Genomic DNA, 12,021 nt, shown 5'->3' with positions numbered 1-12,021 from the left:
ATCGCGAAAGGGTACATTTTCCGCGCGATCGACGCGCGGAAATGTACCCTTTCGCGATTCCGGATGCCGCGGCTCAGGCGTCCGCGTGCGCTCGGGAGTCTTGGGCCGACGATCCGACAACGTCGTCTGGCGCTGTGTCGGGCCACACCATGAAGGGGCGCAGCTCGAGCTGGCCGTTGCGGGCCATCGGATGCCGCGACGCGATCTCGATCGCCTCGTCGAGGCTGTCGACCTCGAGGATGTCGAAGCCGCAGATGACCTCGGCGGTCTCGACATACGGCCCGCGCGCCGTCAGCACCTTGCCCCCGCGCACCTTCACGACGGTGGACTCCGTCTGCGGGGCCAGCACCTCGCCGATGACGCGCTTGCCGCTGGCGTCGAGGGGATCGACCCAGAGGTCGACGTCGGACTCGTCGGATTCGGCGTCGGGCTCGAGCGAGGTGACGACGAACATCATGTACTTCATGCGTTGATCCTTCCGTTGCGGGCGGGCGGGCGCCAGCCTCACTCGGGTCGTCGCACGGGGTCGGACGATGTCGACAGTTCTCCTGAGAATCTTTTTCCAGCGGAGTGCGGGCGATCGCGGCACGAGCATCATCCTCGCGGCGGACCAGGATGCGACTCGCGAGGGACGCGCCCCGGCCGGCGCCTCCGTAGCGTCGAAGCATGGCCAGCACCACGTCCATCCCCGTCGCCCGGCACCGCGAGTTGTCCCCTGCGGTGGCGCTGCTGCTCACGATCGGCGGCAACATCCTCGTCATCGCGATCGCCGCCGTCGCGGCGGCCGGCGTCGCCGTCGCAGCCGTCGCCGTGTTCGGCCCCGCCGTCCTCGACGCCCTCTGACCACGCGCTCTGACCACGCGCATTCTCGGCACTGTCGGGAAGGGGCCGCGCCGCGCTAGCCTGCGCCTGTGAATGACCGCGCCGTCCCGATCCTCCTCAGCCGCGACCTGCGTGAGACGCTCGCCTTCTTCGAGAGGCTGGGGTTCGAGAACCGCGGAGCGCCTCCCGAAGAGTGGCAGTACCTCATCATCGGCCGTGGGACCGCCGAGCTGCATTTCAGCGAGGATCCGTCCGTCGATCCACTCCGCACGTCGTCGATGTGCTATCTCTACGTGGATGACGCGCAGCGGCTGTTCGAGGAGTGGCAGGATGCGGTCGAGCCCGACCCGGCCACGGGCAGCCGCATCGACGCGCCGGTGAGCACGGAGTACGGCATGCGCGAGTTCGCCGTCGTCGATCGGAGCGGCAATCTCGTCCGCGTCGGAAGCTCGCTCTGACGCTAGGCTCGCGCCATGACGGACGTCGCGACGAAGCCCCGGCCCGGCACGAGCCTGCGAGGCTTCTCGGCCCCCATCCTGCTGGTCGCCTCTCTCGTCGTCGTGCCGGTGATGCTCGGGCTGCTCACCACCAGCTGGTCGACGCCCGATGACGAGGCGTACGTGCGCATGGCCTTCGCGAGCGTGGCGGGGGCGACGCTCGCCATCGCCGCGGTCCTGGGGCTGCTGGTCGACCGCATCATCCGCCGCGCGACCGTCGCGACTATCGCGATCTTCGCCGTGATCTCCCTGGTCGTCGTCCCCTACGAACTCGGTGTGATGTCGCGCGCCGCTGACCTGCTTCTCGTCCGATTGAGCCTGTGACGCCGCGCCGCTCCCCGGCGACCGCCGGGCTCATCGCGTCACTGGCACTCGCCCTGTTCGCGGTCACGGGATGCGCCGGCGACGGATCCGGGGCCGCCAGCACCGTCCAGGGGATCCCCGACAGCTGGAACGGCCCCGTCCCCGATCCCCTCACCGGCCAGCCGGCCGCCGGCTGGATCGACGACGACGAGTTCGCGGTCATCACCATGGGCAGCGGCAGCTGCCCGCCGGTCCCGTCCGAGCCGGAGGTGGCTGACGCCGGCGCGGTGCACATCGAGTTCGGCCCGTCGCCCAACGACATCTGCACGGCCGACATGTCGCCCACCACTCACGTCTTCGCGCTTCCCGACGAGCTGACCGACCGTCCCATCACGGTCACGATCACCTACCGCGATTACGACGAGGTGTACGAACTCCCCCTTCCGTAACCGACGGCCCGGTGCCCGCCCGCCTCTGGGCGGGCGGGCACCGGACGGTCAGCGGCGCTGGGTCTCGACCAGCACCACGGCGGTGCGCGCCGGCACCGTGATCGTGCCGCTGGCGGCATCCCAGGTCGTGGTCTTGACGACCGGGTCGGAGCCGTCCGCGAGCGCGGGCGCCAGCGAGAACTTCCGCCCCTCGAGCGCTTCCACCGTCTGCGTCGTCGCCTCGGGGCCGGCGTTGAACACCACGAGTGCGCCCTTCAGCTTCGGGTCGACGTCCTCGCCGACCAGGTCGTCGATGAGCATCACGATGACGCCGGGGGCGGCATCCGTTCCGCTGTTCGGGAACGAGACCTTCTGCCCGATGAGCTCGGCGGACCCGAGACGCAGCAGGCGCACCTCATCGCGCACGCGCAGCAGATCGAGAGCGGATGCCTCGGCCGTGGCGATGTCGGACGCGCCCGGCTTGTTCGCGGGGTCGGCGAGCAGCGGCCGGAGGTCGTCCCAATGGTCGCCGTTGTCGGCCTCGCGCGGCAGGCCGGAGCCGAAGGTCGACTCCTGTCCGGTCCAGTCGATGCGGTTGAACCAGTCGCCCGAGTTGTAGCTGTTGCGGTCGAGCGACTTGGAGCGCAGCAGCTCGGTGCCGGCGTGCCAGAACGACGGGGTCTGAGCGTAGGTCGTCGTCGCCAGCGACAGCGTGTTCATGCGCACGCGGTCGGCCATCGGCGTATCGGCCGGCAGCTTGAGGACGCCCAGGTCGTACAGCGTCTCGTTGTCGTGCGCGTCGACGTACGTGATGACCTCGTCGGGCTGGTCCGCGTAGCCGGCGGGCGAGCCGTTGTAGTCCAGCTCGTCGCCCGCCTTGAGCGTGCCGTCCGACGACGTGAACGAGAAGTCGCGCAGGTTGCCCGCGAGCCCCAGCTTGACGAGGTCGGTCTTGTGGGCGAGATCGGCGAACGGATCACCGGGCGCCGACTGGTCGCTGCCGTTAGGGTCGGTCGCGAGACCGGTTCCGAAGCCCTGGTAGAACTTCGAGCCGGCGTCGACCGGGCTGCCGCCGTGCACCGCGTCGCGGAGGCGGTCGGTGAACGTGCCGATGCCGGTGCCGCCGAGCTGCCCCTGCGTGGCCTGCTCGAAGAGGGCGTTGTTCGCGACCTCGCCGAAGTTCCAGCCCTCGCCGTAGAGGTAGATCGCCTTCCCGTCGACGCCGTCCTTCTTGAGCGTGAGCTCGTCGAGGGCATCGCGGATCGCGAGCATGTTCGCCTTCGAGTGGTGGCCCATGAGGTCGAAGCGGAAGCCGTCGACCTTGTACTCGCGGGCCCACAGCACGACGGAGTCGACCATGAGCTTCTCGGCCACCTCGTGCTCGGTCGCCACGTTCTGGCAGCAGGTCGACGTCTCGACGCCGCCGGCGACGTTCAGGCGCTGGTAGTAGCCGGGCACGACCTTGTCGAGCACCGAGGTGTCGGCCTGTCCCGACGCCGACGTGTGGTTGAACACCTCGTCGAGCACGACCTGCAGTCCCATGCCGTGCAGCGCACCGACCATCGAGCGGAACTCCGCGACGCGCGCGCCACCCTCCGGGTCGACCGCATAGGAGCCCTCGGGAACCGAGAAGTGGTACGGGTCGTAGCCCCAGTTGAAGCCATCGGCGTCGACGATCGGCTCGATGCACGCCTGCTGCTCGGTGCTGTCGGCCGGCATCGAAGCCAGGTCGCAGCCGGGCACCGCCTGCTGGATGCGGTCCTCCTGGATCGTCGCGATGTCGAACGTCGGCAGCAGGTGCACCGTGTTGATGCCCGCGTCCGCGAGCTGTCGCAGCTGCGCCGTGCCGGCGCTCTCACGAGTGAACGCCCGATACGTGCCGCGTTCGCCCTCGGGCACCGACTCGTCGGAGATCGAGAAGTCGCGCACGTGCAGCTCGTAGATCGCACGGTCGACCGGGCGGTCGATGACGGGAGCCTTCGTCTTCTCCCATCCCTTCGGGCGCCAGTCCTTGTCGTCCAGATCGATCGCGACCGAGCGCTCGGAGTTGGTCGTCAGCGCCACCGAGTACGGGTCGGTGACCTGGTTCGTCTCGATCGCTCCCGTGGTGGGCGCGTAGACGACGACCTCCCAGAGGTACTCATCGCCCCTCAGGGCCTTCCCGCCCTTGACGGTCCAGATCCCGGATGCCGCGTCCCACGTCGCCTCGTGACGCACGGGGTCTCCGCTCCCGGTCCCCGAGCCCGTCGAAGCGTCCCAGGTGAGCAGCGTCGCGCTCTGGGCGGTCGGCGCCCACAGGCGGAACGTCGGCTTGTCCTTCGTGAACGTGACGCCGAGGTCGGCGTCGGCGACGGCATCCGCGTAGAGGTCGTCGAGCACGCCCGGGATCTGCACGCCGGTGAAGGCCCGCACGGTGCCGTCGGCATCACGCTGAGACACCAGGAGCTGGCCGCGCAGGAGGGCGGCGGCATCCGTGTCGTCCGCCACGCGCAGTGCGACGTAGCTCGCGAGTGCCGGGAACCGCTCCTGCTGCGCCTCGGTGAGATCACCGTCGACGCGGGTGAGGTCGGTCGTGTCGCCGCCGGTGACCTCGCCGCCTTCGAGAGCGAGGGATGCCGCAGCCGACGCGTGCAGCTGCCACGATGCCTCGGCCGGGTCGGCGCCCAGGTCGGCCGGCCACGCGAGCGTCTCTTCGTCGATCCAGTGCGCGCGCTCCTCATCGAGGCCGGGAAGCCCGTCGCCGATCTGCAGCACGTGGGTGGCGATCGTGTAGCGGAACAGCACGGGCACGCCGTCCTCTGCGGTGAACGAGTAGTTCGAGCCGCCCGGAGCGCCGCCGACGCCGTAGTTCTCGCTCCAGCTCATGCCGTGCGCGACCTTGCCCTCGTACGCACCGGCGGGCAGGTCGAGGGTCAGCTCGTAGACGCCGTCCTTGTCGCCGTCGGCCATGAGGCTCGCGAGGCAGTCCGGTGCCCAGTCGCCCGCGCAGCCGCTCTCGCTCTGATGCGAGCCCGGGACCGTCACGATGGGGCCTTCGGCCGTCGACTGCACGATGTTCGTCCGCGGGTCGAAGTAGAACGAGATCGGGCCGCCCTCGTGCGTGATGGCGATGTTCGATCCGCCGGGCACGCCGTTCGCGCCGTAGTTGATCGTCCACGAGCCGTCGATCGCAGCCTTGTACTCGTAGTCGCCCGGCTCCAAGTCGAAGGTGCCGGCCCAGATGCCGTCGGCGCGCAGCGTGAGCTTCGCGGCCTCGCAGCCCGGAGCCCAGTCGCCCGCGCAGCCCATCTCGGAGTTGAGGCTGCCGGGCACCGTCACCATCGAGATCGGCGACTCCGGCTCCTCCGGCACGTCCAGCGTCACGGCGTTGCCGACCGAGGCGTAGGTCGACGCGGCGGCGTGCGCTCCGGCGGCATCCGTCGTCACGGCGCGGTACTCCACGAGCGTGCCGTCGGCGAGATCGCCCACCGTGTGGAACACGCGGGGATCGGTGTCCTCCGCCGTGCCCAGCTTGTGCCATTCGTCCGAGCCGACGACACGCCACGCGAAGCTCGTCTCGGTCCAGGTCGAGTCGTCGACAACGGCCGAGACCGGCGCCGAGCCGGTCATCGCGGCGCCGGCGCCGGGCACCGACACGCTGACCGCGAGCGGCGCCTCGGGCGCGGTCACGGGCCGGTCGGCGCGGTAGACGACGGCCGACAGAGCCGGGACGGTGACGGATGCCGCGGCCGCGGCATCCGTCGAGATCCCGTTCGTCGTGCCGTACACCGGCGCGAACGACGCGCCGTCGGTGAGCGTCGTCAGGTTCACCGTCTTGTCGGAGGCGGTGTTGTTGAGGGCGACCAGGTACTCCACCTTCTCCTCGCGGTCCACCCGCGAGAAGGCGTAGACGCCGGCGCCGCTGTCGGCGTAGCGCTCGATCTGGGCACCGGTGACGAGCGCCGGGTGCGCTTCGCGCAGCGCGGCGAGGTCGGCGACCCGCTCGTAGATCGGCGCCGAGGCGTCGTAGCGGTCGACGGAGCCTGCGGTGGCACCCGTGATGAGGTTCTGGTTCTGGTACGCGGCGACCTGCGTCGCGAACATCGTCTGGCGGGCGTCCTTGTCGCCGCCGGTGCCCGCGAAGCCCTGCTCGTCGCCGTAGTAGACGACGGGCTGGCCGCGGCCGAGGAACATCAGGTCGTGCGCGAGCAGGTCGCGCTCGAAGGCGTTCGGCGTCGACTGCAGCATGTAGCCGACACGGCCCATGTCGTGGTTGCCGAGGAACGTCGGCAGGGCCGTCGCCGACGAGTCGGGCGTCGTGTACCAGTCGTCGCCGGCGTAGAGGCTCTGCAGTCCCTTCGCGCTGTTGCCCGACGCGAAGCTGACGGCCGACGACTGGAAGGTGAAGTCGAGCACGCTCGACATGTCGGTGTCGCGGACGTACGGCGAGAGCTTGACCGGATCGGCGTCGTACACCTCGCCGAACATGAAGAAGTCGGTCTTGCCCTTCTCCTCGCGGGCGTAGTCGAGCACCTCGGTGGTCCACTGCTCCCAGAACTCGAAGTTCACGTGCTTGGCGGTGTCGATGCGGAAGCCGTCGATGCCGAGGTCGATCCAGTCCTGATACACGTCGACGAACCCGTTCACGACCGTCGGATGCTCCGTCATGAGGTCGTCGAGACCGTCGAAGTCGCCGTACGTGACGGACTCGCCCGTCCAGGTCGAGTTGCCGCGGTTGTGGTACAGCGTGGGGTCGTTCAGCCAGGCCGGGGTCTTCGCGTCCTCGTCGCCCGGGGCGAACTTCGGCGTGTACGGGAACGAGGTCGCCGGGTCGAGGGTCGGGAACGAGCCGGTGCCGGCGTGGGTGGCGGGGTCGAACGCCGTGCCGGCGGCATCCGTGTACGGGCTCGTCGCCTTGTCGATGTAGGAGTACTGGCCCTCGGCGTAGTCGATCACGTCGGCCGTGTGGTTCGTGATGATGTCGAAGTAGACCTTGATGCCCTTCGCATGCGCTTCTTCGATGAGGGCCTGAAGCTCGGCGTTCGTGCCGAGGTGCGGGTCGATCTGCGTGAAGTCGGTGATCCAGTACCCGTGGTAGCCGGCGCTCGCGTTCACGCCCTCGCCCTGCACGGGCTTGTTCTTGAAGCTCGGGGTCAGCCAGATCGCCGTCGTGCCCAGGCCGTCGATGTAGTCGAGCTTCTGGCGGAGGCCGGCGATGTCACCGCCCGTGTAGAAGCCCTTGTCGGTCGGGTCGTACCCCGTCGCCAGTCGGTCGCCCGTGAGCCCGCCCTCGTTGTTCGACGCGTCGCCGTCGGCGAAGCGGTCGGTCATGACGAAGTAGAACTGCTCCTGGCTGCCGGGCTGTCGCACCGGAGCGGCGACGAGGGCGTCGTCGTCGGCGGTGTACCCCGCGCGCAGGCTCTTCACCTCGACGCCGACGCGGTGGGTGGTGTCGTCGAACACGAAGCGCAGCGTCGCGGGACCGGCCACGGTCAGCGGGATGTTGTCGCCGCCGCCGTTCAGCCCGTACGACTCGTCCCACGCGTCGTTCACGGCGACCTTGTACTCGTACGACCCGGCGGGCACCTCGAACTCGGTGGCGTAGATGTTCGCCGTTTCGGTCGGTGCGAGTTCGGTCGCCGCGCAGGCGGGCTGCCAGTCGTCGGGGCAGCCCAGCTCCGACTGCAGGCTGCCGGCCAGCGCGAAGGTGCGCTCGGCGGCGGCAGCAGGGGCGATCGCGACCGCTCCCCCGGTCACGATGAGCGCTGCTGCGGTGAGGGCTGCGGCGAGGATGCGGGCACGGGCTGAGGTCGACTTCGACACAGGAGCTCCTGGATGAGGCGGCACGGCGACGTGCCTGGATGGCGCAATGTGCGGCCGACACTAGCAGCGGACTCCCGCGAACTGCAAGCGCTTACATCATGAGAACGCTTTCATGCAGCGGATGCCGCGGGCCGAGGCGTCCGTTCAGTGGCGATTCTCGCAACCGCTTGCACCCGGTGCATCGGAAGCCGTGCCGCTACAGGCGCTCGATGATGGTCGCGTTGGCCATGCCGCCGCCCTCGCACATCGTCTGCAGGCCGTAGCGCCCGCCGGTCGCCTCGAGCTGGGCCACGAGCGTGCCGAGCAGACGCGTGCCCGACGCGCCGACGGCGTGCCCGAGCGCGATCGCGCCGCCCCAGCCGTTCAGCTTCGCCGGGTCGGCGCCGAGCTCGCGCTGCCACGCCAGCGGCACCGAGGCGAACGCCTCGTTCACCTCGTATGCGTCGAGGTCGTCGATGCCGAGGCCGCTGCGCTCGAGGATGCGCTTCGTCGCCGGGATCGGTCCGGTCAACATCATCATCGGGTCATCGCCGACCACCGCGAACGAGTGGAAGCGCGCCCGAGGCGTCAGCCCCAGCTCGGCCGCCTTCTCCTCGCTCATGATCAGGACAGCGGATGCCGCATCCGTGAGCGGCGAGGAATTACCCGCGGTGATGCGCCAGTCGACGTCGGGGAACCGCGCGGCGAGCGCGTCGGTGCGGAAGGCGGGCTTCAGGCCGGACAGCGACTCCACCGTTGTTCCGGCCCGGACCGTCTCGTCGAACGCGACTGCGTCGGCGGCGTCGGCGAGCACCGGAAGGACCTGCGAGTCGAAGGCACCGCGAGTCCAGGCATCCGCCGCCCGCCGATGCGACTCGGCCGAGAACGCGTCGAGCTCCTCGCGGCTGAAGCCCCATCGCTGCGCGATGAGCTCCGCCGACACGCCCTGGTTCACGAGGCCCTCGGGGTAGCGGCGGGCGACGCCATCCGACACGGTGCCGCCGTGGGCCGACGAGCCGAGCGGCACCCGGCTCATCGATTCGACGCCGGCCGCGATCACGATGTCGTACGCGCCGGCGATCACGCCCTGCGCCGCGAAATGCGCGGCCTGCTGACTCGACCCGCACTGACGGTCGATCGTCGCGGCCGGCACGGTCTCGTCGAAGCCGGCGGCGAGCACGGCCTGCCGAGCGACGTTGAGGGACTGGTCGCCGATCTGACTGACGCAGCCCATCAGCACGTCGTCGATCTGCCGCGACTCCAGGCCGCTGCGGTCGAGCAGCGCGGTGAGCATTCCGGCGACGAGGTCGACCGGGTGCACCGCGCTCAGCGCGCCGCCCGGCTTGCCGCGCCCGGACGGAGTGCGGACGACGTCTACGATGACGGCCTGTGGCATGGCGACCTCCTGCTCAAGAGCCTAAATCTGTGCCAGGTGCCGCGGGCCGCGGCATCCGTGATCAGCCGCGGGTTGCGGGTGGCGATCAGCGCGGCCCGCGGCATCCGTCATCAGCCGCGGGTATCCGGCGTCGCGTAGGTGCTGCGCTGCTCGATGACGGCGAGGGTGCAGCGCGAGATGCACACGAGCTTGCCGGCGGCGTCGACGATGCGGATCTCCCACACGTGCACGCGCCGGCCGATGTTCACCGGCGTCACGGTCGCCGTCACCCAGCCCGACGAGATCGGGCGGATGTGGTTCGCGTTGATCTCCTGCCCGACGACGTGGAACCGCTCGCGATCCACGGCGAGGTAGCCCGCCCACGACGCCAGGGTCTCGGCGAGCGCGACGGAGGCGCCGCCGTGAAGCACACCCGCGGGCTGCACCGTGCGGTGGTCCACCGGCATCCGTCCCACGAGGGCGTCGTCGCGGATCTCGACGATCTCGATGCCGAGGTTCTCGATGAGCGTTCCCGCGGCCATCGCGCCGAGGTCGACGGCATCCGCACCGTGCCACAGGGTCACCGGGTCAGCCCTCAGATTCCTCGTCGCGCTCGGCGGCGGCGAGAGTCGCGGCATCCGGAACGTAGCCGTCGATGTGGCGCTCGTCGGGGCCGTTGTACGCCGACAGCGGGCGGATGAGCGCGTTGGAGGCGAGCTGCTCCATGATGTGCGCGGTCCAGCCGGTGACGCGCGCCGCCACGAACAGCGGCGTGAACGTCAGCGTGTCGAAGCCCATGAGGCTGTACGCCGGTCCGGACGGGTAGTCGAGATTCGGGTAGATGCCCTTGCGCGAGACGAACTCCGACTCGAGGGTGTCGTAGAGCGCCGCGACATCCGGCCGGTCGTAGTGCTCGACCAGGGTGTCGAGTGCCGCCTTCATCGTCGGCACGCGCGAGTCGCCGCGCTTGTAGACGCGGTGGCCGAAGCCCATGATCTTGCGCTTCTCGGCGAGCGCCTCATCGAGCCACGGCCCGACGTTCTCGGCGGTGCCGATCTCGTCGAAGATGTGGAGCACGGCCTCGTTGGCGCCGCCGTGCAGCGGTCCCTTGAGCGCGCCGATCGCGCCCACCACCGCGGAGTAGAGGTCGCTCAGCGTCGAGGCGATCACGCGGCCGGTGAACGTCGAGGCGTTGAAGGAGTGCTCGGCGTACAGGACCATCGAGCGGTTGAACGCGTCGACGACGACGTCGTCGGCCTCCTCGCCGAACGTCATCCACAGGAAGTTGGCGGCGTAGTCGAGGTCGTCGCGCGGCGCGAGCGGCTGCTGGCCGCGCCGGCGGCGCTGCCCGTACGCGACGATCGCGGGGAGCACGGCGAACAGGCGGACGCTGCGCGCCAGGTTCTCCTCCGCGCTGCCGCTCACCTCGAGCACCGAGCCGGTGCCCGCGAGGTCGCGGGCGCCGATGAGGCTCACGGCCGTGCGCACCTCGTCCATCGGGTGCGCGTCGATCGGCACGAGGTCGATCGCGGCACGCACATCAGCCGGGAGGTGACGGTAGGCCCGCTCGGTGGCGCGCAGCTGCGCCAGCTGCACCTCGGTCGGCAGGTCGCCGTGCCACAGCAGGTAGGCGACGGCCTCGAACGACTGCGTCGCCGCGAGCTCCTGCACCGGATACCCGCGATACAGCAGCGAGTTCGTGTCGGGGTTGACCTTCGAGACCGCCGTGTAGTCGACGACGACTCCGGCGAGCCCCTTCTTGATGTCGGGTTCGGTCATGATGACTGCTCTCCTTCGGAGTGCGGCATGTCCCGAAATCGGTCGTTCCGCGGGTGCGGGAGTGACCGAAATCGGGACATGCAACGCGGAGTTCGGGACATGATCAGCGCTCGATCTGGAAGTTGAAGACGTCCTGGTCGAAGTGGTTGTACTGCTCGTAGTCGATGAGGTCGTAGAGGTCGCCCCGGTGCTGCATCTCACCCAGCTTCGCGGTGAGGTGTCCGTCTTCGACGAGCGTATCGAGTGCACGGGATGCCGCACCCATCGCGATGCGCAGGAGCGACACCGGCCAGATCACAATGTTGACGCCGACGTCGCGAAGCTGGTCCACCGAGAAGAGGTCGGACTTGCCGAACTCGGTCATGTTGGCGAGGATCGGCACGTCCACGGCGGCGCGGATCGCGGCGAACTCCTCGAGCGTCCGCATCGCCTCGGGGAAGATGGCATCGGCCCCCGCGTCGACGAGGGCCTTCGCGCGCCGGGTCGCGGCATCCATCCCCTCGACAGCCCGGATGTCGGTGCGCGCCATGATGAGGAAGTTCGGGTCGCGCCGCGCGTCGGCCGCGGCGCGGATGCGCTTGATCGCGGTGTCCTCGTCGACGACGGACTTGCCGTCGAGGTGGCCGCAGCGCTTCGGGTTGATCTGGTCCTCGATGTGCGTTCCCGCGAGGCCGGCGTCCTCGAGCGTCTGGATCGTGCGGGCGACGTTCATCGGCTCGCCGAACCCGGTGTCGGCGTCGATGACCGCCGGCAGGTCGGTCATGCGCGCGATCTGCTGACCGCGGGCCGCCACCTCGGTGAGGGTCGTGAGGCCGATGTCGGGCAGGCCGAGGTCGGCGCTGAGCACCGCGCCCGAGATGTAGACGCCCTCGAACCCCTTGCGCTCGATGAGCCGCGCGCTGAGGGGGTTGAACGCCCCGGGGAAACGCAGCAGCTCGCCGGTCGCGAGCCGCTCGCGGAACAGCCGCCGCTTCTCGTGCGCGGGTACCTGTGAGTACAGCATCAGACGTTCCTCGTCGGCTCGGGGCGTTTCGTC

10 protein-coding genes are annotated in these 12,021 nt (G+C 69.7%); 4 read left to right on the top strand and 6 right to left on the bottom strand.

All coding sequences use genetic code 11. The features are described 5' to 3' along the window. Positions 1 to 73: 73 nt before the first annotated feature. Positions 74 to 466, bottom strand: a complete 393-nt coding sequence (locus B1729_RS12910) for a YciI family protein (RefSeq protein ID WP_163620095.1) — start codon at positions 464 to 466, stop codon at positions 74 to 76. 200 nt (positions 467 to 666) lie between these two features. Between B1729_RS12910 and B1729_RS12905 the strand changes: the two genes are divergently transcribed. The 4 genes from B1729_RS12905 (at position 667) to B1729_RS12890 (ending at position 2,071) form a co-directional block, all read left to right on the top strand. Then, positions 667 to 843 carry a hypothetical protein gene (locus tag B1729_RS12905; protein WP_163620097.1) on the top strand — a complete coding sequence of 59 codons (177 nt, stop codon included), beginning with the start codon at positions 667 to 669 and terminating at the stop codon, positions 841 to 843. A 68-nt stretch (positions 844 to 911) separates the two neighbouring features. Beyond that, a complete protein-coding gene (locus tag B1729_RS12900; protein ID WP_163620099.1) occupies positions 912 to 1,280 on the top strand; it encodes a VOC family protein in 369 nt (122 codons plus the stop codon). 15 nt (positions 1,281 to 1,295) lie between these two features. After that, positions 1,296 to 1,643 carry a hypothetical protein gene (locus tag B1729_RS12895; RefSeq protein ID WP_163633089.1) on the top strand — a complete coding sequence of 116 codons (348 nt, stop codon included), beginning with the start codon at positions 1,296 to 1,298 and terminating at the stop codon, positions 1,641 to 1,643. Next, positions 1,640 to 2,071: a hypothetical protein gene (locus tag B1729_RS12890; RefSeq protein ID WP_163620103.1), complete on the top strand. Its 432-nt coding sequence runs from the start codon at positions 1,640 to 1,642 to the stop codon at positions 2,069 to 2,071. The genes B1729_RS12895 and B1729_RS12890 overlap by 4 nt, the downstream gene beginning before the upstream one ends. 48 nt (positions 2,072 to 2,119) lie before the next feature. Here the strand turns inward: B1729_RS12890 and pulA are convergent, their stop codons facing one another. From pulA to prpB, 5 genes are all read right to left on the bottom strand, one after another. Further along, positions 2,120 to 7,852 (bottom strand): pullulanase-type alpha-1,6-glucosidase, encoded by a 5,733-nt coding sequence (gene pulA, locus B1729_RS12885; protein WP_163633087.1) that lies wholly within the window; start codon positions 7,850 to 7,852, stop codon positions 2,120 to 2,122. Positions 7,853 to 8,048: 196 nt separating this feature from the next. Beyond that, positions 8,049 to 9,227: a thiolase family protein gene (locus B1729_RS12880; protein ID WP_163633085.1), complete on the bottom strand. Its 1,179-nt coding sequence runs from the start codon at positions 9,225 to 9,227 to the stop codon at positions 8,049 to 8,051. Positions 9,228 to 9,337: 110 nt separating this feature from the next. Continuing rightward, positions 9,338 to 9,790 carry a hotdog fold thioesterase gene (locus tag B1729_RS12875; protein WP_163620108.1) on the bottom strand — a complete coding sequence of 151 codons (453 nt, stop codon included), beginning with the start codon at positions 9,788 to 9,790 and terminating at the stop codon, positions 9,338 to 9,340. Positions 9,791 to 9,794: 4 nt separating this feature from the next. Continuing rightward, positions 9,795 to 10,985, bottom strand: coding sequence for a bifunctional 2-methylcitrate synthase/citrate synthase (locus B1729_RS12870; RefSeq protein WP_163633083.1), 1,191 nt, complete (start codon positions 10,983 to 10,985; stop codon positions 9,795 to 9,797). Positions 10,986 to 11,088: 103 nt separating this feature from the next. Beyond that, positions 11,089 to 11,988 (bottom strand): methylisocitrate lyase, encoded by a 900-nt coding sequence (prpB, locus tag B1729_RS12865; RefSeq protein ID WP_163633081.1) that lies wholly within the window; start codon positions 11,986 to 11,988, stop codon positions 11,089 to 11,091. Between the last annotated feature and the right edge of the window lie 33 nt (positions 11,989 to 12,021).

It is taken from the genome of Microbacterium sp. B35-04 (assembly GCF_010634885.1).
GTDB lineage: Bacteria > Actinomycetota > Actinomycetes > Actinomycetales > Microbacteriaceae > Microbacterium.
Note: the sequence above shows the minus strand (reverse complement) of the source record. Positions and strands in the feature narration are given on the sequence as shown.